General features: G+C 68.3%; 19 protein-coding genes. 10 read left to right on the top strand and 9 right to left on the bottom strand.

The features are described 5' to 3' along the window. Window positions 1-32 precede the first annotated feature (32 nt). Complete coding sequence (locus tag ACI1V7_RS24140; RefSeq protein WP_404534505.1) at window positions 33-1,358, top strand: MFS transporter; 1,326 nt, start codon at window positions 33-35, stop codon at window positions 1,356-1,358. A gap of 8 nt (window positions 1,359-1,366) precedes the next feature. Here the strand turns inward: ACI1V7_RS24140 and ACI1V7_RS24135 are convergent, their stop codons facing one another. The 4 genes from ACI1V7_RS24135 to ACI1V7_RS24120 all read right to left on the bottom strand — a co-directional run bounded on the left by ACI1V7_RS24135 (window position 1,367) and on the right by ACI1V7_RS24120 (window position 5,576). After that, complete coding sequence (locus ACI1V7_RS24135) at window positions 1,367-2,440, bottom strand: porin (RefSeq protein WP_404534504.1); 1,074 nt, start codon at window positions 2,438-2,440, stop codon at window positions 1,367-1,369. Between the two features lie 173 nt (window positions 2,441-2,613). After that, a complete protein-coding gene (locus ACI1V7_RS24130; protein WP_404534502.1) occupies window positions 2,614-2,928 on the bottom strand; it encodes an AtuA-related protein in 315 nt (104 codons plus the stop codon). Window position 2,929: 1 nt separating this feature from the next. Further along, complete coding sequence (locus tag ACI1V7_RS24125; RefSeq protein ID WP_404534501.1) at window positions 2,930-4,267, bottom strand: acyclic terpene utilization AtuA family protein; 1,338 nt, start codon at window positions 4,265-4,267, stop codon at window positions 2,930-2,932. A 10-nt stretch (window positions 4,268-4,277) separates the two neighbouring features. After that, entirely contained in the window at window positions 4,278-5,576 is a 1,299-nt protein-coding gene (locus ACI1V7_RS24120) for a CitMHS family transporter (RefSeq protein ID WP_404534499.1), read from the bottom strand. A gap of 132 nt (window positions 5,577-5,708) precedes the next feature. Between ACI1V7_RS24120 and ACI1V7_RS24115 the strand changes: the two genes are divergently transcribed. Beyond that, complete coding sequence (locus ACI1V7_RS24115) at window positions 5,709-6,632, top strand: LysR family transcriptional regulator (RefSeq protein ID WP_404534498.1); 924 nt, start codon at window positions 5,709-5,711, stop codon at window positions 6,630-6,632. 53 nt (window positions 6,633-6,685) lie between these two features. Here ACI1V7_RS24115 and ACI1V7_RS24110 read toward each other — a convergent pair whose 3' ends face one another. Next, window positions 6,686-7,600, bottom strand: a complete 915-nt coding sequence (locus ACI1V7_RS24110) for a LysR family transcriptional regulator (RefSeq protein ID WP_404534496.1) — start codon at window positions 7,598-7,600, stop codon at window positions 6,686-6,688. A 74-nt stretch (window positions 7,601-7,674) separates the two neighbouring features. Next, on the bottom strand, window positions 7,675-8,538 hold the full coding sequence (locus ACI1V7_RS24105) for an N-acyl homoserine lactonase family protein (protein WP_404534494.1): 864 nt from the start codon (window positions 8,536-8,538) through the stop codon (window positions 7,675-7,677). A 233-nt stretch (window positions 8,539-8,771) separates the two neighbouring features. On the opposite strand from ACI1V7_RS24105, the gene ACI1V7_RS24100 reads away from it, so the two are divergent. The 4 genes from ACI1V7_RS24100 (at window position 8,772) to ACI1V7_RS24085 (ending at window position 15,149) form a co-directional block, all read left to right on the top strand. Further along, the gene (locus ACI1V7_RS24100) at window positions 8,772-10,193 is read left to right on the top strand and encodes a hypothetical protein (RefSeq protein ID WP_404534493.1); all 1,422 of its coding nucleotides are present in this window, start codon (window positions 8,772-8,774) and stop codon (window positions 10,191-10,193) included. Between the two features lie 347 nt (window positions 10,194-10,540). Next, window positions 10,541-13,303 carry a TonB-dependent receptor gene (locus tag ACI1V7_RS24095; RefSeq protein WP_404534492.1) on the top strand — a complete coding sequence of 921 codons (2,763 nt, stop codon included), beginning with the start codon at window positions 10,541-10,543 and terminating at the stop codon, window positions 13,301-13,303. 20 nt (window positions 13,304-13,323) lie between these two features. Then, complete coding sequence (locus ACI1V7_RS24090) at window positions 13,324-14,313, top strand: glycerophosphodiester phosphodiesterase family protein (RefSeq protein ID WP_404534491.1); 990 nt, start codon at window positions 13,324-13,326, stop codon at window positions 14,311-14,313. Between the two features lie 74 nt (window positions 14,314-14,387). Then, the gene (locus ACI1V7_RS24085; protein ID WP_404534490.1) at window positions 14,388-15,149 is read left to right on the top strand and encodes a DUF6445 family protein; all 762 of its coding nucleotides are present in this window, start codon (window positions 14,388-14,390) and stop codon (window positions 15,147-15,149) included. A 10-nt stretch (window positions 15,150-15,159) separates the two neighbouring features. Here ACI1V7_RS24085 and ACI1V7_RS24080 read toward each other — a convergent pair whose 3' ends face one another. Beyond that, window positions 15,160-18,222, bottom strand: coding sequence for a sensor histidine kinase (locus ACI1V7_RS24080; protein ID WP_404534489.1), 3,063 nt, complete (start codon window positions 18,220-18,222; stop codon window positions 15,160-15,162). A gap of 51 nt (window positions 18,223-18,273) precedes the next feature. Here ACI1V7_RS24080 and ACI1V7_RS24075 point away from each other — a divergent pair, with 51 nt between their 5' ends. Both ACI1V7_RS24075 and ACI1V7_RS24070 read left to right on the top strand, forming a co-directional pair. Continuing rightward, window positions 18,274-18,957, top strand: a complete 684-nt coding sequence (locus ACI1V7_RS24075; protein ID WP_404534488.1) for a DUF2231 domain-containing protein — start codon at window positions 18,274-18,276, stop codon at window positions 18,955-18,957. Further along, window positions 18,944-20,275, top strand: coding sequence for a PQQ-dependent sugar dehydrogenase (locus ACI1V7_RS24070; protein ID WP_404534487.1), 1,332 nt, complete (start codon window positions 18,944-18,946; stop codon window positions 20,273-20,275). The genes ACI1V7_RS24075 and ACI1V7_RS24070 overlap by 14 nt, the downstream gene beginning before the upstream one ends. A gap of 39 nt (window positions 20,276-20,314) precedes the next feature. Here ACI1V7_RS24070 and ACI1V7_RS24065 read toward each other — a convergent pair whose 3' ends face one another. Beyond that, on the bottom strand, window positions 20,315-21,352 hold the full coding sequence (locus ACI1V7_RS24065) for an alpha/beta fold hydrolase (protein WP_404534486.1): 1,038 nt from the start codon (window positions 21,350-21,352) through the stop codon (window positions 20,315-20,317). A 302-nt stretch (window positions 21,353-21,654) separates the two neighbouring features. Between ACI1V7_RS24065 and ACI1V7_RS24060 the strand changes: the two genes are divergently transcribed. Further along, window positions 21,655-22,068, top strand: coding sequence for a cupin domain-containing protein (locus ACI1V7_RS24060; RefSeq protein WP_404534484.1), 414 nt, complete (start codon window positions 21,655-21,657; stop codon window positions 22,066-22,068). A gap of 49 nt (window positions 22,069-22,117) precedes the next feature. Next, the gene (locus ACI1V7_RS24055; protein ID WP_404534482.1) at window positions 22,118-23,185 is read left to right on the top strand and encodes a thioredoxin family protein; all 1,068 of its coding nucleotides are present in this window, start codon (window positions 22,118-22,120) and stop codon (window positions 23,183-23,185) included. A gap of 53 nt (window positions 23,186-23,238) precedes the next feature. Here the strand turns inward: ACI1V7_RS24055 and ACI1V7_RS24050 are convergent, their stop codons facing one another. After that, a complete protein-coding gene (locus ACI1V7_RS24050; protein WP_404534481.1) occupies window positions 23,239-23,628 on the bottom strand; it encodes a DUF2147 domain-containing protein in 390 nt (129 codons plus the stop codon). Window positions 23,629-23,634 lie beyond the last annotated feature (6 nt).

Below are 23,634 nucleotides of genomic sequence, written 5' to 3'. Positions count from 1 at the left end.
ACCGAGCTGACGACGACAAGGAGACGAACACCATGGAAGACGACCGCATCCCATCCGCCACCCTGCGCAAGATCGTGCTGCGCATCCTGCCGCTGCTGTTCATCTGCTATGTCGTGGCGATGATCGACCGGCTCAACGTGGGCTTCGCCAAGCTGCAGTTCATCAGCGACCTCGGGATGACCGAAGCCACGTTCGGCGCCGCAGCCGGGCTGCTGTATCTCGGCTACATCCTGTTCGAGGTCCCCAGCAACCTGATGCTGCACCGGGTGGGGGCCCGCAGGACGCTGCTGCGCATCATGGTGCTGTGGGGCGCCTTCACCATCCTGCAGGCCTGGGCGTCGGGCAAGCATTCGTTCTACTTGCTGCGTTTCCTGATCGGCGCGGCCGAGGCGGGATTCTTCCCCGGCGTGCTGCTGTACCTGACCTACTGGTTTCCGGACCGCCTGCGCGGCCGCATCACCAGCCTGTTCGTGATGGCGCTGCCCGCCGCCGGCATCGTCGGCGGCCCGCTCGCCGCCTGGATCATGACGGGACTGGACGGCCACGCGGGCTTGCGCGGCTGGCAGTGGCTGTTCATCCTCGAAGGCATTCCCGCCATCGTCCTCGGCGTCGTGTGCTACCTGTGGCTCGCCGACCGTCCCGCGCAGGCGCGCTGGCTGGACGACAACGAGCAGCGCAGCGTGGAGCGGGCCGTGCAGGCCGGCGCCGCGAAGCCCGGCGCTGCCGCCGGCGCGAACGCCCCGGCGCAGCTGGGCGACGCGCTGCGCGACCCGCTCCTGTACAAGCTCGCCTTGTGCTACTTCGCATTCTACTGCGTGGAGAACGCGCTGCTCGTGTGGATTCCCACGCTGCTGAAGAATGTCGGCGTGTCGACCATTGCCGGCGTCGGCTGGGTGAGCAGCGGGATCGCGCTCGCCGCGACGGTGATCATGCTGGCGGTCGGATACAGCTCGGACAAGCGCGGCGAGCGGCGCTGGCACGTGATCGGCTGCGGCCTCGTCGCCGGCGTGACGTTCCTGCTGCTGCCGCTGGCGGCGCACAGCATCGCCCTCACGGCGCTGGTCCTGACGCTGTCGAGCGGCGCCGTGTTTGCCTTCCTGGCCGTGTTCTGGACGATCCCCAGCGCCCTGTTCAAGGGCCGCGCGGCGGCGGGCGGGCTGGCCCTGATCAGCTCCATCGGCGCCCTCGGCGGCACCTTCAGCCCCATCTTCATCGGCTGGATCAAGGAGGCGACGGGCAGCTACCATTATTCGCTGGGGACGCTCGGCGCCATCCTGATCCTGAGCTTGTTGCTGCTCAATACCTGCTTCCCGAAACCGCAGCGAGCAGGTACGGCGGAGGCGTCGCGCGCGGCGTGAGCTGCGCCCTAGAAGCTGTGCCTCACGCCGATATTGGTGGCGCGGTCGCCGGTACCGGCATCGCTGTTGTTGCCGACGGTGTACGCCGCCCCGTTCCTGTTCGTGATCATCCCGTACGAGGCATAGGCGCTGGTCCGCTTGGACAGGGCGTAGGTGTAGCCCACTGCATACTGCCGCGCATCCTGGTTCGGCGCTGTCTTGTCGTTCTTGCGGATATAGGACGCGATGATCGTGCCGGCTGCGCCCACGCGGATGTGGGCGCCCAGCAGCAGGTCGTCGCCTTTCAGGCTGGGGTTGAAGACGCGTCCGTAGGGCCTGGGCGTGGCATTGTTGAGGGGGGCGCTGTTCATGCCCTTGTCGGCGCTGTAGGCGAAGAACAGCTTGGCTGCCGTGAAGTCATAGTTGGCGACGAACAGGGTGTTGTGGCCGATGCCGTTCGTGGTCACGGCGGCCGTATCGTTGTTGCGGTTGTTGTAGGCCAGGCGGGCGTTCAGGGGGCCGCGCGTGTAGTTCAGTCCCAGGTTGAACTGGCGGCCGGCACTACTGTTGCCCGCGACTTCGCCCACTGAATACAGCGCTTCCGCCGTCAAGCCGTTCCAGGCCGGGCTGGTGTAGATGACGGAATTGTTGGAGCGCAGGTTCGCACCGGCTACCGGGAACAAGTTCTTGGCGCTGCCGGCGAGGCCGGCGCCGAACGGATCGCCGACCTGGCCCAGCGCGTTGTAGGTCAGGGTGTACTGGCGGCCGAGGGTGATGGCACCCAGGCGCTGGTCCTTCAAGCCGAGGAAGGCCTGGCGGTTGAACGCCGCGCCGGCCACGTCGGACGTGCCGGTATCGATCAGCAGTCCCGATTCGAGCACGAACAGGGCGGACAGGCCACCGCCCAGATCTTCCACCCCTTTGAAGCCGAGACGGGACGCCGCCCCGATGCCGCTGCTCACCTTGACGATGTTGCCAGCGATGCCCCCGCGCTCGGCTTCGATGCCGCCGTCGACGAGGCCGTAGATCGTGATCGCCGACTGCGCGTGCGCGGCGGGACCGATGGCGCCCAGAAGGGCGATGCTGACGAGTGTTCTTTTCATGATGGTCTCCTCCATTGGTACTGCGAAACGCGCTGCCACCGCCGCCTTCGTCCCCGGATCGGCGCCCGGGTGGCGTGCTAAGGGCGTGCAGCGGCGCGCTGCCCGGTGGTCCGGGCATCTCCTGTGCGACAAGGTGTGGACGTGTGTTCCTGCCCGCGCCGGCGGGCCGTTCCTCAGTCGAGGTCGATGTCGATGTCGATGTCGAGAAGGGCGGAGCTCAACGACTTGCCATGCGCGTCGAGGGCCAGCGAGCGCGTGACGCCCCCGCCCAGCGCGCCGTGCATGACGAAGTTCAGCGCGCCCAGGCCGGGCAGGGAATAGCGCTGCACGCCGCCGTGCACGATGCCGGCGAAATGGGCTTGCACGCGCTCGGCCGTCACGTGCCGTTCGAGCAGCGCAAAGTCGTCGATGCGGTAGGCGATCAGCGACAGGTTGGACACGTCGCCCTTGTCGCCGGCGCGGGCGTGTGCGATATCGCGTACTTTCATGTCAGATTTCCTCCACGTGGATGGCGGTGCGCACCTGGGCAGCCGGGATCAGGGTGGAACGCACGGCCACGACCTGGCGCGCCGATTTGGTAGCGCCGCCGCCGCCCGCCGGTCCGCAGGTGTACAAGGTCTCGACCTCGTTCCCGATGCGCAGCGCCTGCTGCATGGTGGCGGTGCGGCCCGTCACGCGCAGTCGCACTTCGTAGGGCTCCGCATGGCCTGCCGCCAGCGCGTCGCCATGGAGGGCGTTCAGGCCGATGAGGTCGAAGCGCACTTCGTCGAGCGGCATGCCGGTGATCCGGAACCGTTCCGCCACGATGTCCTGCGCCAGCCGCGCACGCGCGACGGCGCCCGGGCCCGCATAGGAAATCTGTCCTTCGCCGACGTAGCTGTCGATATAGCCGATGGAAACCTTGAGCAGGCCGCTCTTCGGATGGCCGCCGGCGCCGCGGATGGCGACACGGTCCGGCCCGAGCTGGCGCATCGTCACTCGCGAGAAGTCCGCCACCACGTCCGGCGTCAGGTAGGCGGCCGGGTCGTGGATCTCGTACAGCAGCTGTTCGGCGCAGGTCGCGGTGGTGACGGCACCTCCCGAGCCGGCTACCTTGGTAATTTCGAGCGCGCCGTCCTCGGACACAATGCCGATCGGAAAGCCGAGGCGCGCCAGGTTCGCGACGTCCTTGTAGCCCGGGTCGGCGAAGTAGCCGCCGCTGACCTGGCCCGCGCATTCCAGCAGGTGGCCGGCGAGCGTACCCTGTCCGAGGCGTTCCCAGTCGTCCGCCGACCAGCCGAATTCGTGGATCAACGGGGCCAGCACGAGCGCCGGGTCGGCCACGCGCCCGGTGACGACGACATCCGCGCCTTGCTCCAGCGCCTCGACGATCGGCCGCGCGCCCAGATAGGCGTTGGCCGACAACAGCCGGTCGCCCAGGTCCGCCACCGGGGCCCCCGTGTCGTCCAGGTAGTCGCCGTGGCGCAGCAGTTCCAGCACGTCGTCGCCGGTGACGGCGGCGACCTTCAGTTTCGTCAGGCCGAGCGAACGCGCTACCTTCCTGATGCTGGCGGCGGCGGCGAGTGGATTGGCCGCCCCCATGTTGGTGACGATGCGGATTCCCTTGGCGCTGCAGGTGGGCAGTACCGCCAGCATGCGCTGCTCCAGCAAAGGGTCGTAACCGAGCGCAGGATCGTGCATCCTGGCCTGCTGTGCCAGGGCGATGGTACGCTCGGCCAGGCATTCGAAGATCAGGTAGTCGAGGTCGCCCCGTTCGGCCAGCTCCAGGGCGGGCTCGATGCGGTCGCCGGAATACCCGGCCCCGGCGCCGATGCGAATCTGTTTCATGCGATGCTCCTTACAGCGGGAAGATCCCGATGACGATGCAGGCGACGGTCATCAGGAGCGACGCCGCGAACAAGAATTTGAAGGTGTATTTCTGGTGGTCCGCAAGGTCGATGCCGGCCAGGCCGGCGACGAGGAAAGTCGCCGGCGTCAGCGGGCTGACGGGAAAGCCCGTGGTCATCTGGCCCAGCAGGGCGGCCTGCGCCACCTGGACGGGCGGGACGCCCAGCATATGGCTCACCTCGGCCACGACCGGCAGCACGCCGAAATAGAACGAGTCCGGATCGAAGAGCATCGACAGGGGCATGGACAGCACCCCGAGCACGGCCGGGATGTGCGACGCCAGCTCTGCCGGCACGAAGCCGACGGCCGTCTTGGCCATCGCCGAGAGCATGCCGGACTGGCTCATGATGCCCGTGAAGACCCCCGCCGCGAACAGAATGCTGGCCATGAGCAGCGCCGCCTTGGCATGGGCGTCGACGCGGGCGCGCTGCTGGTCGACATTCGGGTAGTTGATCATCAGTGCCAGCACCACGCCGACCATGAACATGACGACCGGATCGATTTTTCCGCTGATCATCACACCCAGCACGATCACCGTCAGCACGATGTTGATCCAGAAGTTCTGCGGTCGGCGGATCAGCTTTTCCGCTTCGGTCAGTTCGTGCGTGTGCGTGAAGCCGGCCGGCGCGCCGCCGCGCAGGCCCAGGCGGATCTCTTCCTTGCGGCCCAGCCACCACGAGGTGGCGAAGACGAACGCCAGGCCTGCCAGCTGCACCGGGATCAGCGGGACGAAGATGCTGCTGACGGGGATGTGCAGTGCCGCCGAGGCGCGGATCATCGGCCCGGTCCAGGGCAGGAAGTTGACGCCGGCGGCCAGCGAGGCGACGCAGGCGAGGATGCGCTTGTCGATGCCGAGGCGCGTGTACAGCGGCAGCATCGCCGGTATCGTCACGAGGAACGTGACGGCGCCCGAACCGTCGAGGTGGATGAGCAGCGCCAGCAGCGCCGTGCCGGGCACGATGCGCGACGGCCGGCTGCCGACCAGGCGCAGGATGCCGTTGATGACAGGGTCGAGCATGCCGGCATCCGTGACGATTCCGAAGAACAGGATCGCGAAGACGAACATGCCCGCCACCGGGGCGATCTTGGTGATGCCCCCGACGATGAACTTCGAGGTCTCCATGCCGAATCCGCCGATCAAGGCCGCGGCGATCGGAATGGCGATCAGCGCCACGAGTGGCGACATTTTCTTGGTGAGGATCGCCGCCAGCAGGAGGACGATCGTGGTCAGGCCGAGCAATGCCAGCATACAGGTCTCCGTTCGTTTTTTTATGTGCCGATCGATGCAGCACTTGGGACGAGTCTGCTGCACCCGATTTATCTTGTAAAATGGTTTTTTTGAATCGATTGTGCTGTTCTTTCGATGAATGGGCCAGCGGCGATGCCACCGAATATCTCGACCAGGCAATTACAAGCGTTCCTCGCACTCGACGAGTGCCGGCACTTCACCCGTGCGGCGCAGCGTTGCCACCTGTCCCAGTCGGCTTTCAGCGCCGTGATCCGCAAGCTGGAAGAGGTGGTCGGCGCCCGACTGGTCGAGCGGGACACACGTAACGTCACGCTGACGTCGGAGGGGACCCTGTTCGCGGCGGTCGCGCGCACCTTGCTGGCGGACCTCGATGCCGCCTTCACCGACATGGGCGACTTCATCGCGCGCAAGAAGGGAAGGGTGGCGATCGCCGCATTGCCGTCGCTGGCAGCGAGTGCGCTGCCAGCGGTGATCGCCGAATACAAGCGCAGCTACCCGGGCATCACGGTGCAGCTGTTCGACGCCTTGTCCGACCAGTGCCTGCAGCTGCTACGTCAGGGCAAGGTCGACATGGCCCTGACCGCGCCGGGCGCCAGCCTCGCCGAATTCGCGACGCGCACGCTGTGCAGCGATCCGTTCTACCTGGTGTGCCGGCACGACCATGCGCTCGCCCGCAAGCGCAAGCTCGCGCTGGACGACCTGGCCGGTTGCGAACTGATCCATTTGGCGCCGTCCTCCAGTGTCCGCCAGCACGTCGACCAGCTCACGCGCGGCATTGCCGTCCATCACGCGGGGCTGGAAGTCGAGCACCTCGCCACGCTGGCTGGCCTGATCGGGCATGGCCTGGGCGTGAGCCTCGTGCCGGAGTTGACGCTGTTCCAGTTCCGCAGCATGGACCTGGTGGCCATTCCGCTCGACACCGATGTCGTGTCCCGGCCCATCCTGATCGTGCAGCGCAAGGAGGGCGCGTTGTCGAGTGCCGCGCAGGGAATGCTGGAGCTCATCGAGGCGAGGCTCCGCTCCACCGGGCGGCCCCGGCGTGAATCGCTGGGATAACCGTGATTGCGGCGTGAACGAGCCGCGGCGGCGCCGTGGCGGGCCGGCGCGCCTCATTCGCCCGCCTGGCGCTGCAGCGTCTGAACGAGATGCTCGAGCACGACCCGTGTCTTCGCCGTCATCCTGCGCCCCACCGGGATCAGCGCATGCACGGGTGCCGTCCGGACGTCGGCGTCGGGCAGCAGGTGCACCAGGCGGCCGTCGGCGACGTAGGGCGCCGCGAAACGGTCGATGATCTGCGCGACACCCAGTCCCAGCGTCGCCGCTTCGACGAGCGTGCGGCCATCAGCGACGATGAGGGCAGGGGTGGGCATGGTTTCGCGGCGCTGGCCCTTGTCGTCCAGGATCCAGCCGCGCACCTGGCCGGTAATGCTGCGGAACAGGATGGGATCGTGGGCGTCGAGGTCGGCGAGGGATGCGACCGGCCCGCGCCGCTGCAGGTAGGCCGGCGCCGCGTACAAGGCCAGCTTCAGGTCGCAGATTTTGCGGACCGTCATGTCGCTGTCGGCGGGGAGGTGGCCGATGCGCACCACGATGTCCCAGCCGTCGGCCACCGGATCGGACATGCGGTCGCTCGCCGTCATCTCGACGGTGACCTTGGGGTAGCGTTCGCGCAGTGCCCCCAGTGTCGGCAAGACCAGGCTCGCGAAGCCGGCCGGCAGGTCGATGCGCACGCGGCCCGCCGGTTCGGCGCGGTTGGCGGCCAGCGCCTGCTCGGCCTCGCGCAGGCGGTCGATGGCGGCGCGTGCCGCGGCCAGGTAGATGGCGCCGTCCTCCGTCAGGTGCACGGCGCGCGTCGTGCGCTGGAACAGCCGGGTGCCGAGATGCTTCTCCAGCCTTTGCACGGCCTTGCCGACGCTGGACTTGTTGGTCCCGAGCCGTTCGGCCGCGCCCGTGAAGCTGCCGGCGTGCGCCACGGCGACGAAGCCCTGGATGTCCTGCAGCGATGCGCCGCTCATGTCCTGCATGTCCTCTCCCGGCGAAACGAAGAGAGGCAGTCTAGCAGGTTCGGCGCCGTGCCGCGGCAGGGCGCGAGGCGGCATCAATCGAGGAAGCCCGGCAGCGTGGGCAGCTTGCGGTTGTCGGCCGGTTCGTGCTGGATGACGAGCGTCGCGTGCGTGCTGGCGATGACGGCGTCGAGCTTCTTGCCAGAGCTGATGGTCTGGGCGTGGTCGTAGTTCCAGGTCGGCACCTGGTGGCGCTGGTGGTTCTCGGTGAAGTGCCACTGGTCGCCCGAGAGCACGTAGCGGCCCGCATGCTTCAGGTCGACCAGCAGGGCCATGCTGCCCGGCGTATGGCCTGGCGTGGCGATGGTCTTGAGCGTGCCGTCGCCGAACAGGTCGACGTCGCCGTCGACGACCTTCACGCGGGTCAGTCGCTGGCCGGCGACGTGCGTGCCGAACAGGCTGGCATCGATGTAGTGCGCCGACGCCTTCTTCGTGTCCGCCATCGCCTCCAGGTCGGCGCGCTGCACGATCAGGGTCGCGTTGGGGAAGTCGTCGACCTGGCCGGCGTGATCGAAGTGGGCGTGCGACACGGCCACGTACTTGATGTCGGCGGGGCGCAGCCCCAGTTCGCCGATCTGGTCCACGATGGTCCGGTCGAGCTTGGTCGTGAAGCTGCCTTCGGTCAGCGGGCCGTTCAGGTATTTCTTCGGCAGGCCGGCATCCCACAGCAGCCAGTCGTCGCCGTGCTTGATCAGGTAGCAGGACATCACGATGTCATAGGACTGGCCCTTGTACAGGCCTTCGTCCGACATGACCGACTTGTCGCCCAGCGTCATGTGGCCGCAGTCGAGGCGGTACATCCTGACGTCGGGCGTGGCCGCATGCGATGGCGCCATCGCGGTGAACGACAATGCAGAAAACGACAGGGCGGTGGCGAGGCTGGACAGGATACGTTTCATGGCAATTCTCCTAGGTGTTGGGGGCTTGTTCGTTCGGAGCGCCTGAGCTTGGATGCATTCGCCTCGGCAACCGATGGGAGGAGTATGCCGACGCGTGGGGATGGGATAAACTCGGCGGAAAGCCATTCTTTGTTGCCCGTGGGGAGACAATCGCCGCTGCAGCGGGCGTGCCTCCGGCCGCGTTCTTCACGCGGATGTCATAAACGGCATCTACAATCGCGGCGTTCAAACACATGCTGCGGATGTCCATGGAAGCGACGGCGATCAGGCCGGAGGAAAGCGTGCTGCCGGCTGCCGATCGTGCGCAGTGCGCGGCCGCCTTGTCGCGGGTCCTGGGCAGCCGGGCATTCGCCAAGAGCGCGCGCCTGTCGGCCTTCCTGCGCTACGTGTGCACGACCACGCTGGAAGGGCGGGAAAAGGCGCTGTGCGAGCAGCATATCGGCATCGCCGTCTTCGGTCGTCCGGATCACTACAATCCTTCCGACGACACCATCGTACGCAGCAGCGCACGCCTGCTGCGCCAGCGTCTTGCCATGTACTACGAGCAGGAGGGCGTCCACGATGCATTGAGGATCACCATCCCGCGTGGCTCGTACGTGCCCGTATTCGCCGCCGCGGCGACCCATGACGCCGGGATGCACGTTCGAGACGAAGCTGCGGCAGCGGCGCCGGCACCGGACGGCGTCGACGTCGACACCGACAAGCCGCCCGGCCGGCGCGACCGACGGGCCGCCGCACCGCCTCCGGCGCCCGCTACACCGCCTCCGCCGGCCACACCGCCTCCGCCCGCCACACCCGCGGCCGCGCGCTCGCCGCGTCGGCGCCTCCTGCCTGTGGCGGCATGCTGCTGCCTGCTCGCGCTGGCATGCTGGTATGTGCTGGGCGGCGGCGCGGCGCTCGATCCGAGCGATCGTTTCTGGGCCGCGATGCTGCCGGCCGACCGCGATACGTCGTTGATCGTGGCCGACAACGGCCTCGTGATGTACCAGAGCGACGTCCATCGCCAGGTGCCGCTGAGCGACTACGCATCCGGTTTCCATGGCGGACCCGAAGATCCGGCGGCAACGGGCGGCCCGGCCGGCAGCCTGGTCAATTACGGCGCGCGGCGCTACACCGCCATGTCGTCCGTCACGTTGGCCGCCGAGATCGGCAAGCGCGCGCGTGCCGCGCCGCGGCGCTACCACGTGCGCTTCGCGCGCGACGTGCAGCTGGCGGACCTGAAGCATGGCAATGCCATCCTCGTCGGGGTGGAAAACTCGAACCCGTGGTGGGGGCTGTACCGCAAGCAGTTCAACTTCCACATCGACTGGGATCCCGTCTCCGGCGGCTACACCGTGCGTAACGACCGCCCTGCGCAGGGCGAACAGGCAGCGTATGCGTTTTCCGGGCACGACCCCGGCCGGCGCGGCTATGCGCTGATCGGCTTGAAACGCAACCTCAGCGGCGACGGCCGGACGCTGCTGCTGGGCGGCACGACGTCCGCCGGCACCGACGCCGCCATCGAATTCCTGCTGAACCCCGCGTCCATGGCGCCCTTGATGAAGCGGGCGGAGCGGCCGGACGGCACGCTCGCGGACTTCGAAGTCCTGCTGCAATGCGTCCTGCAAGCCAACGGCAGCACCGACATCCAGATGCTCGGCCTGCGCGTCGAATAATCCCTTCCTCCTCGCTTGCCGCGTCTTCCTCCTGCGTCCGGGGCGGCACCCGCCCGCCACTGTCGTCGCGACCTCCCCGTCCTCGCTGCGTTTCCCCCGCCCTTTGCCGCGTCCTTGCGTTGCCGCCGCCATGCCGCGCGGCGCACGCACGGGCCGCGGCGAAGCAGATTGCATCGGGATGGTTCACCGCGTTCGTTCACTACGTTTTTCACTGTGTAATTTCACCGTGAAACGCACCCTTGCCCGTGGATGCCGGCCTACACTGCCCGGCGACTGATGCGCTGCCGGCCGCAAGGGCCGAACGGGCATCACGCGTCGCCACTATCTTCTGATCGGAGAGCCTGACCATGCACTACACCATTTCCCATCGCCGCTGGCTGCTGACGTCGTCGGCGATGGTCCTCAGCTTCGCGCTGGACGCCCATGCGCAGGACAGCAAGGAAAGCCCGGACGAAACGGCGCCCGCCGCCATCGTCAACGTCACCGGCATCAAGCGCGCCTACCTGAAGGCCATCGAGAGCAAGCTGGATCGCACCGGCATCGCCGATGTCGTCAGCGCCAACGAAGTGCAGGGGCTGCCGGACAACACCATCGTCGAGACCCTGCGCCGCGTGCCGGGCCTGTCGGTGCTGCCGACCCTCGACAACGAGCACCCGCGCGACGAAGCCGCCACGCCGGTCCTGCGCGGTCTCGGTGCCGCCTACAACAACGTCACCATCGACGGCTCGCCGCTGGCCTCGCCGGGCACGCCGAACGGCAACCTGGGCTCGATCGGCCGCGGCGTGCGCCTCGACCTGCTGCCGTCGTCGATGATCAGCGAACTGGTCGTCTCGAAGACCTTCTCGGCGGACCAGGAGCCGAACGCGATCGGCGGCGCCGTCGACCTCAAGACGCGCAGCGCGTTCGAGCGCGGCGGCAAGCCGTTCTTCACCTTCGAGGGATCGGGCGGCGGCGCCAGCGACAGCGGCGAGCCGCGCGACCAAGAGCGCATCGGCAAGCGCTTGATCACGACCGGCAGCTTCACCTTCGGTCCGCAGCGCGAATACGGTGCCGTGGTGTCGGCCAACTACCAGAAGCTGGAGACGAGCACCAACACGCACATGACCACCGACACGGTGTTCGAGAATTTCTACGACGCCGCCGGCAACCGCGTCAGCGGCAACAACCTGGGCAACGGCTACGCCGTGCCGCAGCAGGACAAGTACTGGTACGTGCAGGACGACCGCAGCCGCCTCGGCCTGACGGTCAAGCTGGAAGCGAAACCGAACGAGCAGGTCTACGGCTTCCTGACGGCCGGCTATTACCGTTTCCGCGACCTGATGCAGCGAAACGAGAACCTGATCGATCCGCGCAACACGGCCACCGTCTATCACCAGACGCCGACGTCCGGCCATTATCCGGGGGGTGACGTCGAAGTCGGCTTCTCGCAGCAGGACATGACGAGCGCTACCAGGCTGCTGCAGAGCGGCGTCGATTGGAAGCTGTCCGACGACGAAACCCTGGCCTTGCGCGCCAACGTGTCGCGCGCCACCTACCGCGAGCCTATCCTCATGATCAAGTTCGCGACCAATACCTCGTACAGCGCACCGGGCAGCGGCGGCGCCACCCCGGTCGCCACCCCAGAGTACGGCTTCGACTACGACACGAGTGGCCTGAACCATTCGTTCAACGTATCGCCGGCGGCCTACAACGACCTGTCCAACTACAAGCTGCTGTACTACCGCGACAATTACGTGCGCTCGGCCACCGATACCATCGGTAACGTGCGCGCCGACTACCGCCGCAGGCTGGACCGCCCGGGACTGGGCTTTGCCGCCGGCGTTTCCTATACGCTGGACCGTCCCAGCTACGATATTTTCCGCAACGACCTGGAGCCGAACACCAGCCAGCCGGCGCTGACACTGGCCGGCCTCACCGGCCCGAGCGCGCCGCTGATGTACAACCATGGCGGGCTTGGCCTCATCACCATCGATCCGCAAGCGGCGATGGCCCAGATCGCGGCCCTGCGCGCTGCCGGCGGCCTGAATACGACCAACCAGACCGCGTTCAGCAACCAGGACAACTTCGAGCACGTCGAAAAGACAGCGGGCGCCTACGTCCAGGGCAGCTTCAATACCGACCGGTGGCGCACGCTGCTCGGCCTGCGCGAGGACCATACGAAACAGCGCACCAACGGCCGGGCGCTGGTGGCCGGCAACTGGACCGGACTGCCGACCGGTTCCAGCTACCACTTCCTGCTACCGTCGATCCAGGCCACCTACCAGGCGACGCCCGCGCTGGACGTGCGTGCCGCGGCCAGCCAGACCATCGGCCGTCCGACCTACGACTCGTACGCGGCGCGCAGTTCGATCAACTTCACCAATGCGAGCGACGCCGGCAACCCGAATGCGCAAGGCGTGTCCGTCACGATCGGCAATCCGGACATCAAGCCGCGCCTGTCGACCAACACCGACCTGGCCGTCGACTACCGCCTGCCGAAGGCGGCCAACGGCCTCTTGTCGCTGGCCGTGTTCAACAAGGATATCCGCGACGAGATCTTCAACCAGTCCTCGCTCGGCTATACCTACCAGGGCGTCACCTATGCGAACGCGGTGGTGTCCCGGCCGGCCAACGCGTCGGACGCGTCGGTGAAGGGCGTCGAGGCGAGCGCCGTCGTCAATTCGCTGGGCTGGGCGCATCCGGTGCTGGCCGACGTTGGCTTCAGCGCCAACTGGAGCGTACTCGATGGCAGCATGGCGGTGCGCAAGGCGGACGGCGGCAGCCGCGACCTCGACCGCCTGGTGGGGCAGCCGAACCAGACGCGCAACCTGACCGTCTTCTATGCGCGCAAGGGACTCGAGCTGCGCGCGGCCTACAACTACCAGGGCAAGGCATTGCGTTCCATCGTGCCCGACATTCCGTGGCAGGACTTGTACTGGGCGCCCCGTTCCCAGGTGGACCTGCAGGCCAGCTACAGGTTCACGCCCACGCTCACGCTGTTCGGCCAGGTGCAGAACCTGCATCGCAGCCGCATGACGAGCCTGACCGGTCCCGGACAGAACCTGCTGAAGGATACCTATTCGGTGCCGCTGGTCGCGTGGATCGGCTTGCGCTATACCCCGAACTTCTGAATACCCGACCCGGACCCGATATGAGAACATTCCTGTTTTCCCTCCACAGGGCGGTGCTGTGCGTGCTGGCCGCCTGCTGGCTCGCGCCCGGCATGGCCGCCACCCGCGCGGACAAGATCCGCCAGAAGCTCGACGATCCGTCCGCCGGCATCTTCATCGCGGCGCACCGCGGCTGCCATAACGCGTCGCCCCGGCTGGCGCTACCCGCCGTGCCGGAAAATTCGCGCGCCGCGCTGGAGCACTGCGTGCAGCTCGGCGTCGACATGATGGAGCTGGACGTGCGCCGCGCCGCCGACGGCACGCTCGTGGTCATCCACGACGCCACGGTCGACCGCACCACCGACGGCCGCGGCAAGGTCGCCGACATGACGCTGGCCCAGCTCAAGCGCCTGCGCCTGAAGCAGAACCTCGGCGGCGCGATGTCGCCGGAACTCAGCGACGAGCGCGTGCAGACGCTGGCCGAGATGCTGGAGGCCGCCAAGGGCCGCATCATGCTCAATCTCGACGTCAAGGACGAGCGCGACATCTACGCCGAGGTCGTCGCGCAGGCGAGTGCCCATGGCATGGCGCGCTACGTGCTGGTCAAGAACGTCGTCGACGGCAATACGACGCAGGCGCAGGCCGACCTGCCGACGTTCGCGGACGTTCCCTACATGCCCGTCGTCGGGCCCTGGGCTGGATCCCAGGCTGCCTCGCACGGTCCGGCGCAGATCGTGGCGCGCCAGCTGGCGGCGCAGCGCAAGCCGGTGGGCGTCGAGCTGGTCTTCCTGCCGCAGGCGCAATTCAAGCCCGTGCAGGAGCTGGCGGCACGGGCGGGGGTGCGGCTGTGGGCCAATACCCTGACAGCCGTCGGCGTGATCAGCGTGATCGGCAAGGGCGGCGACCTCGAGGCCCTGCGCACGTCGGGCAGGGCGTGGGCCGAGCTGTTTGCCGCGGGCATCGACACGGTCCAGACCGACGAACCCGGACCGCTGCTGGACTTCCTCGAGCGCGAGGGCATCAAGCACTGATGGACACGCGGCAGGGCCGTTGCTACCATGGTCGCCCTGTCGCGTTCCTTCGCCCTGCGAAGCCCGGATCCACCATGCCGCAACCGCTTCCATCCCCGCCGCAACAAGTCGGCGCCGCCGCGCTTCCCTTGCTCAATCCCCGTCCACAGGTGAGTGTGGTGCCGATCTTCGACGACTACCAGTGCATCGTCATCGACGACTTCATGCTGGAACCGGAAGAGCTGGTTGCGTACGCGGCCCGCAACCGCGCGCACTTCAAGGACGACCCGCGCAACTACTATCCGGGCCCGGAACTGGCGCTGGGCGGCACCTTCGCGGCGGGTGTGCGCGACGCCTTCCTGCAGCACGCCCGCACGCCGCTGAAGGCGCGGCGCATCCTCGGCATGGCGAGCCGCCTGTCGCTCGTGACGCGCCGTCCCGACCAGGTGCTGCCGGCCCAGCGCCTGCCGCACCGCGACTCTGACGGCCTGCCGGTGGGCGAGGGCATGGCCGCCATGGTGCTGTACCTGTTCAAGGACGAGCGCTACGGCGGCACGAGCTTCTTCAAGCCCACGGTGCCGATGCAGGAGATCACGGCGCTGCTGCAGGAGATGAAACGCCAGGAGCTGGCCGGCGAGGCGCCGCCAGCCGACGGGTCGCCCACGTTCGCCATCGCATCGAGCCGCCATTTCGAGAAGGTGCTGACGATCCCTCCGCGCTACAACCGGGCGATCTTCTACGACGGCGCCGTATTCCACTCGGGCGACCTGCGCGCGCCCGAGCTGATGGTCGACGATCCGCTCGCCGGGCGCCTGACGGTGAACGCCTTCTTCCGCGTGCGCATGGCCGCCGCCTGAGCCGGCGGGCTCAGTGCCGCCACTCGCCGGCCATCAGCGCGCGCAGCCTGCGCCACGCTCCGGCGCCCGCGCCCGCCGCCGCGTAGGCGCGTGCGCCGGGCAGCCGCAGGACCACTTCGGTACCCAGCTGCGGCCGGCTCCAGATCTCGATGTCGCCGCCCAGCGCCCGCGCGCGGTCGTGCATGCCGCGCATGCCCCAATGGCCCTCGCGGCCGCCATCCTGCCGCACGCTGTCGTCCACGCCGCAGCCATCGTCGCGCACGATCAGGCCGAAGTCGTCGCCGTAGACCAGTTCCAGCTCGATGTGCGTGGCCTGGGCGTGCTGGTAGGCGTTGAACAGCGCCTCGCGCCCGATCCAGTAGATTTCTTCCCACGCCGCGGCCTCGATCGCGCGCACGTCCCCGTCGGCGACGAGCGTGAAGCGGGGACCGAACTGTTCCTGCAGCGATGCGCCGAAGCGGGCGAGCACACCCGCGATATCGTCTCCCGCCTGCGGGCGCGGGCGCAGGTTGAGCAGCTCGCTGCGGCCTTCCGCCATCACCTTGTCGGCCTGGTCCAGGATGGTCTCGACGCCGCGCTGCTGCTCGCTGCCCGCCGGCCAGCGCTTGGCCATGCCGTGGAAGCGCAGGATCAGTCCCTGCATGCTTTGCAGCAGCGTGTCGTGCAGGGCCCGCGCGATGCGCTCGCGTTCGGCCAGGCGCTCGTGCATCAGCTCGCGGTAGCGCAGCTTGATGCGGTTGGTGCGCCAGCGGTACAGGGCGGCCAGCACCGCCAGCAGGACGGCGGCGCACAGCGTCCTGAACCAGGCCGTCTGCGTCGGGCGCGGCGCGATGTCGAACGAGGTCGACGCACCGCGCCTGTTCCAGACACCGTCGTTGTTCGATGCCAGCACGTCGAAGCGGTAGCGGCCGGGACCCAGGTTCGTGTAGCTCGCGGAACGCTGGCCTTCGCTGTCGCGCCAGTCGCGGTCCACCCCCGTCAGGCGGTAGCGGAACGCCATGCGCCCCGGCTCCTGGTAGGACAGGGCGGTGAAATCGATCTGCAGCGTCTCCGTCCCGGCCGGCAGGCGCAGGCCGTCGGCAGGCTCGAGGGTGGTGCCGCCCAGGCGCAGGCCGGTGATCGCGACCGGCGGCACCAGGAGGTTGCGCGCGAGGCCGGCCGGACTGACGCTGTACACGCCACCCGTCGTCGTGAACCACAGCGTGCCGTCGTCGCTGCGGGCCACCGACGGGACGGGGACGATCGCGCTCGTCGTGCCGACCACGCCGTCGCGGTAGTCGAAGCGGGAAAAGCGCACCGGATGGTCGGGTTCGCGCAGCGCGCGCGCCAGTTCGCCCGGCGCGATGCTCGAGATGCCGCCGCTGCCGTTGATCCACAGGGTGCCGTCGCGCCCGAAGACCAGGCCGGTGATGCCGGCGAACGGCTCGCCATGGTCGCCGACGACCGGGGCGAAACGCTTGCCGTCGAAATGGTTCAGGCCATTTTCGCCGCCGATCCAGGCGCCGCCACCGGCCGGCAGGATCTGCACCACCGTGCCGACGGCGAGGCCGTCCGCGCGTCCGTAGCGGTCCACCGCACCGGCGCGCGCCACGAGCAGCTGGTTGTTCACCGAACCGAGCCAGACGCCGCCCTGCGCATCGGTGGCCACCGTGGAAGCCGCGAACGTCGTGAGCGCCGGCACGCCGCCGCCGAGCGACCAGCGCCCGTCGCGGAAGGTGTACAGCCCGTTGCGACCCATGCTGACCCACAGGGCGCCGGCGCTGTCCTCCGCCAGCGCATAGATCGCGCCCCGTCCCGGGACGCCGGGCGGCGCGCCGATGGTGCGCACGCGCCCGTGCTCGAGGACCTGCAGCGTGCTGTTGTAGCGGCCGATCCAGACGACGCCGCCCGCGCCGCGGTGCAGCGCGGTGATGAGGTCGTTGACGGAGCCGGACGGCATGAAGGCCTTGGGCGTCGCGCCGGGATTCGCCAGGTACAGGCTGTCGAGCCAGGCACTGCCGCCCGGCCCGCCGGCGACCGCGCGCGCGGACGCGCGCTGGTAGGGGGGCAGGGGCAGCGCGCTCAGGCGTGGCTCCTTGAAGCGGGCGAGCCCGTTTTCGCTGCCGATCCAGATGTTCTGTTCGCGGTCCTCGAAGACGACGTTCGCGGTGCTGTCGCCGGCCCCGCGCGCGACCGGGTGGCGCCGGCGCGGGGCCGGCGTGCCCTCGTGGCCGATGCGTTCGAGACCGTCCGGACCGTCCACCCAGGCGCGCCCGAGGTGGTCGAAGGCCAGTACCCCGGCGCTGATACCGGCGTCCCAGCGCAGCGGCGGACCGTCGTCCGGCCCTGCGAGCATGTGCATGCCGGGCGTGTCGATGTTTACGGCCCAGACGCTGCCGTCCGGATGCTGCGCCAGGGCGCCGTAGCTGATGTCGGCCAGCGCCAGTGCGGGAACGACGCGCTCGGCCCCCCGCGCCAGCATGTAGACGTGGCGCTCGCCGCGCAGCCAGAACACGCCGCGCCGGTCCAGCAGCAGCTTGTAGATGCGGCCCGGCGGTATGCCCAGTGCGGGGTCGGGGCGTCGCCACTGCCCGTCCAGGTAGTACAGGCCGCGGCTGGTGGCGAGCCAGGTGCGGCCGGACGCGTCCTGGACGGCGTCGAACACGGTGCCCGCCGGGGTGGCGGGGTCGTCCAGCGTGAAGTGGCGCATGCGCCCGTCACGCATCAGGCTCACGCCGCCGTACTTGTAGCCGACCCACAGCGTGCCGTCGCGCAGGACGCCGATGGTCGAGATGCCGGCCGACAGCGGCGCTTGCGCACCCCGCGTGCGCAGGAAGCGGATGCCGTCGAAGCGGTACAGGCCCGAGGCGCTGCCGATCCAGATCCAGCCGTCCGGCGTCTGGCCGATGCCGGTGATGCCGGTCGGGGCGCCTTCGTGGGCCGTCCAGCTCGTGTACAGGAGGCTGGCGTCCGGCTCGGCGCGTGCGCTTGCCGGCGCGGCCGCAGACGCCTGCGCCCCCGCCTGCACCAGCGCGGGCAGCAGAGCAAGAATCATCCCCAGCAGGGCCGGGCGGATGGCAGGTGGTAGGCGCATGCAGGGGCGGGTTGGTTTCTGGTTGTTCGTTGTGACCGAAATGAATCTTATATGAAGTCCGCCCGGCAAGGGTTGTATCTGTTTGCCATTTATTCATTTCGACTTCGCATTGCCCCGCGGGCGGCGCGCACGCACCCTGCTGGAAGCGGAGTCATCCAGGCTCAGCCAGGCGACGGAAGTGTGGTCATTCGTGCTACGCTGCGACGACCAATGCGGCTGGTGCGGTGCGCGCGCGTGCTGCCGGCTGGCCGCACCATCGCCAATATTTCGATAGAAAGCAGCGTCATGAAAACAGAACATTCTCCGCCGCGCTTCAGCGTGGCGTCGGCGGTTTTCGATGTGCTCGACCCGATTCCCTTCGGCTTCTTCGTGGGCACATTGATCTTCGACGTCATCTATGCGAAGACCGCCAACGTCCTGTGGTTGAAAAGCGCAGCGTGGCTCGTGACCATCGGCCTGGTCTTCGCCATCATTCCCCAGCTGATCAATCTGTGGCGGGTCTGGTTCCAGAAGCGCCGTGTCCGTACGACCGGCCATACCGTCAATTTCTGGCTCAACGTGGCCGCCATCGTGGCGGCGCTCGTGAATGCCTTCGTGCACAGCCGGGACGCCTATGCGGTGATCCCCGATGCCGTCTGGCTGTCCGTCGCGACCGTGCTGGCGATGGGCATCGGCAGGATCGTCCTGGCCGGAACACATGTCACTTACAAGGAATACGGCCATGGCCAAGTGTGAAACCCGTTGGGGCAGGGCGCTCGGGCTGGCCGCCGGTTTGTCGCTCGTACTGGGCGCCTGCACCGAAAAGGCAAGCGTCGACCCGTCGCGCCAGCTGGGCGCCAATCCGGAACTGCCCAAGGCGAAAGATTTCCTTGTGCCGCCGATGCAGGTGCCGGAAGGCGTCGGCTGGAAAGGGGACGCCAAGCCGCAGGTCGTCGCCGGCCTGCGCATCGAGAAGATCGCGTCCGGCCTGAAGCACCCGCGCCAGCTGCTGGTGCTGCCAAACCAGGACGTGCTCGTCGTGGAAGCGAACGGTCCGGGGGAAGAGGCCGTCACCACGCCGAAACAGGTCATCGCGGGCATCGTCAAGGGCCGTTCCGGCAAGGGCGGCAAGGGCGGCAACCGCATCACGCTGCTGCGCAAGAAACCCGGCGCGGCCGGCGAGTGGGAGCAGCACGTCTATATCGAGAACCTGCATTCCCCCTTCGGCGTCCAGCTCGTGGGCGACACGCTGTACGTGGCGAACACCGGCAACATCATGAAGTACCGTTACGTGCCGGGCGAGACGAAGATGTCCGATCCGGGCACCGAACTGGGCGACCTGCCCAGCACCGTCAACCACCACTGGACGAAGGCGCTGCTCGCGAGTCCGGACGGGAAGAAGCTGTATGTCGGCAGCGGCTCGAACAGCAATATCACGGAAAACGGCATGGAAGTCGAATACCGCCGCGCCGCCGTGCTGGAGGTCGATGCCGCAACGGGGGCCAGCCGCGTGTTCGCATCCGGCCTGCGCAACCCGACCGGACTGCAATGGGAGCCGCAATCCGGAAAGCTGTGGGCGATCGTCAACGAACGCGACGAGATCGGCGCGGACCTGGTGCCGGACTACATGACGTCGGTCCATGAGAAGGGCTTCTATGGCTGGCCGTACAGCTATTACGGCCAGCACGTCGACCATCGCGTGCAGCCCCAGCGGCCGGACCTGGTCAAGAAGGCGATCAAGCCGGATTACGCGCTCGGTTCGCACGTGGCCGCGCTGGGCCTGCTGTTCTACACGGGGACCGGCCTGCCGCAGCAATACCGGAGCGGCGCGTTCGTCGCCGAGCACGGCAGCTGGGACCGCTCGCCGCTGAGCGGCTACCAGGTCGTGTACGTGCCGTTCGAAAACGGCATGCCCAAGGGCGCGGCCCAGCCCGTCGTCACCGGCTTCCATTCGAAGGACGAAAAGCAGCTGTACGGCGCGCCGGTCGGACTGGCGCAGGATGCCGAAGGCGCCCTGCTGATCGCCGACGACGTGGGCAACATCGTCTGGCGCGTCACGAGCGCTGGCCAGTGACGTTCGTCCCGGCGCGCCAGCATGGCGACGCCGGCGGGATCATAGACGGTCGACGGCGATGACGGCATCGGCGAATGCGCGCGGGGCCTCCTGCGGCAGGTTGTGGCCGATGCCTCCCTCGACGAGCACATGCCTGTACTTGCCCGTGAAGCGCTTCGCATAGGCCGCGGGCTCCGGGTGCGGCGCGCCGTTGGCGTCGCCTTCGAGCGTGATCGTCGGCACCGTGATGGCCGGCAGCGTGGCCAGCCTGGCTTCCAGCTGGCTGTACTTCGGTTCGCCCTGGGCCAGCCCCAGGCGCCAGCGGTAGTTGTGGACCGTGATCGCGGCATGGTCCGGGTTGTCGAGCGCCGCGGCGCTGCGCGCGAACGTGCCGTCGTCGACATGCCATTGCGGCGAGGCCAGTTGCCAGATCAGCTTGGCGAAGTCGCGGTGGTTGCGTTCGTACCCGATGCGGCCACGCTCGGTGGCGAAGTAGAACTGGTACCACCATTGCAGTTCCGCCTGCGGCGGCAAGGGTTCCTTGCCGCTCGCCTGGCTGCCGATCAGGTAGCCGCTCACGGACACCAGGCCCTTGACGCGCCCGGGCCACAGCGCGGCGACGATGTCGGCGCTGCGCGCGCCCCAGTCGTAGCCGGCAAGGATGGCCTTGTCGATCTTCAGCGCATCCATCAATGCAATCACGTCGGACGCCAGTGCCGCCGGCTCGCCGTTGCGCGGCGCCTGCGGATCGCGGAACCGCGTGCTGCCGAAACCGCGCAGGTAGGGAACGATGACGCGATAACCGGCCTGCGTCAGCAGGGGAACGACGTCGGCGTAGCTGTGGATGTCGTAGGGCCAGCCGTGCAGCAGGATCACGACCGGTCCGCCGGCCGGGCCTTCGTCCACATAGCCAACGTTCAGGTCGCCGGCATCGATGTGCTTGATGACCGCGAACGCATCCGCCCGCGCGGGCGAGTTGGCCTGCGCCGACGGCGCGTCCGCGGCGGCCCGCGCCGGGGCGTGCATGCCGAACTGGGCTGCCGCCAGTGCGCCCAGCGCGATGGCACGAAGGGAAAGATGCTTGTCATGTCGGATCATGGTGTGCTCCTGTGAAGAGAAAAGGATTTAAGTTATCGCGATAATGATTATTGAGGTAACTTTATCCCGGTTCGCGCCGGGTTTCAAGTGCCTTGATCGTTATTTCGATAAATGATTCGTCGCCCGCATGGTGTCCCGATATCGGCGCATGTGTCCGTCGCCGGCGCGGACATGTTCGGCAGCCCCATGGACACAATCCGGACATCTTGCGGACAAACGCGCGGGGTGTAATGGCCTGGCCGCCGCTGCTGGAACGGCGCCATGCCGGCGCCGGGCAGGACGGTATCGCTCGAAGGAGAACCATGATGAAGCTACTTGGCACCACCGGCGCGCTCGCGCTCCTGATTGCGGCCACGGCGCCGCTGCCGTCGCTGGCGCAGCAAGCCGATGCGCACGGCATCGGGCGCACCGAGCTCGTGCGCCACGCCTTCGATGGCAACCGCGACGCCATCCAGGTGAGGGTGGACTTCGGCCCGCACGCGGCGTTTCCCAGGCATACGCATCCGGGCGTGGAAATCGCCCACGTGCTCGCCGGGACGATCGAATATGCGCTGGACGGCAAGACCGTCGTCCTGAAGACGGGCGAATCGCTCTATATTCCCGAAGGCGTCGCGCATTCGGCCCGTAACGTCGGCGCAGGGAATGCCGCGGAGCTGGCGACCTATCTCGTCGCCAGGGACAAGCCGGCGGTGGTGATCGACGGACCGTTGCGGTGAGCGCGACGCCCATGGAAACTGCAGAAGGGAGCACGGCATGGAACGACACATGACAAGACGCGGGGCCGTCATCACCATCGCATCCGCGCTGGCATCGGCGCTGGCCGCCCTGGCTGCTGGCGCCGCCCCGTTCTCCGGCGGCGGCACGCTGCCGGTGGAGGGCAGGGCGGCCGGGTTCGATGGAGCGTCCACCTGGCTGAACTCGGCGCCGCTCGGCGCGCGCCAGTTGCGCGGCAAGGTGGTGCTGGTCGACTTCTGGACCTATTCCTGCATCAACTGCATCCGCACCGTGCCCTACGTGCGGGCCTGGGCGCGGAAGTACCGCGACCAGGGGCTCGTCGTGGTCGGCGTGCACACGCCGGAATTCGCATTCGAACAGGAGCTGGCCAACGTGAACGCGGCGCTGGCCCGCTTCGGGATCGACTTTCCGGTCGCCGTCGACAGCAGCCAGCGCATCTGGCGCGCCTGGGGCAACCGCTTCTGGCCGGCCTTGTACCTGGTCGATGCCGAGGGAAGGATCCGCCACCACCAGTTCGGCGAAGGAGAGTACGACAGGATGGAGCGGGCGATCCAGGCGCTGCTGGCCGAGACCCGCGGCGCGCCGCTGGCCGACATGGGCCTGGTCGACCCCAGGGCCGGGGCCGAGCAGATGGCGCCGGACCTCGGCCGGCTGGAATCGGAGGAAACCTACCTGGGTTACGACAAGGCCGTCCATTTCCGTTCGCCGGAGCGCCTGCGCGAGGATGGTACGCAGCAGTATTCGGTGGGCGGCCTGGACCTGAACGAGTGGGGCCTGTCGGGACGCTGGACGGTGGGGGCAGAGAGCATCCGCGCCGACGAGGGCGGCGCCGCCATCGCCTGCCGGTTCGGGGCGCGCGACCTGCACCTGGTGGCCGGCCCCGGCCAGGCCGGCCGCAAGGTGCGCATCCGGGTCACGCTGGACGGCCGCCCGCCCGGCGCGGACCACGGCAGCGACATCGATGCCGACGGCAACGGCACGGTCGACGCCACCCGGCTGTACCAGCTGGTGCGCCAGGGCGGCACGGTGCGCCGGCGCCGTGCCGAGATCCGCTTCCTCGACGCCGGGGCCAGGGCCTACGCCTTCACCTTCGGCTGAACCACATCCCGCGCGGTGGGAACGAGCGGCGGCGATCGGCGATCGCCGCCGTGTCATTTGTCGCGCCAGACCTGCGTGCGTCCCAGGATGCGCGTGCCGAGGAAACCATCGCCGCGCACCGCGCCACCGATGCCGAAGCTGAGCGCGCAGTCGTACGCTTCGCGGCCATCCTGCGTCCCGAGCGCGCGCTTCCATGCGTCGGCGCCATCCGAGGCATTCGCCGGTGCACTTTCGGAATGTCCTTGCGCTGCGCGCCTGCCGGATGCGCCGGCGCCGCCCGTCTCGCGTGCCGCGCCGCGGATCGCTTCCTGCACCGTCGCCGACGCGACCGGACCGGCTGTGCAGCCGCCCTGGGTGCACAGCCGTCCGCCGTCGGCGCCGTGCGCGCTGCCGGAGAACGCGGCGAGTGCCAGCAGGAAGGTGGCGGAAATGGTTGCGTGCATCGTCGT

The organism is Massilia paldalensis, from assembly GCF_044901715.1.
GTDB classification, from domain to species: Bacteria; Pseudomonadota; Gammaproteobacteria; order Burkholderiales; family Burkholderiaceae_D; genus Telluria; species Telluria paldalensis.
This window is presented reverse-complemented; position numbering and strand designations above follow the sequence as displayed.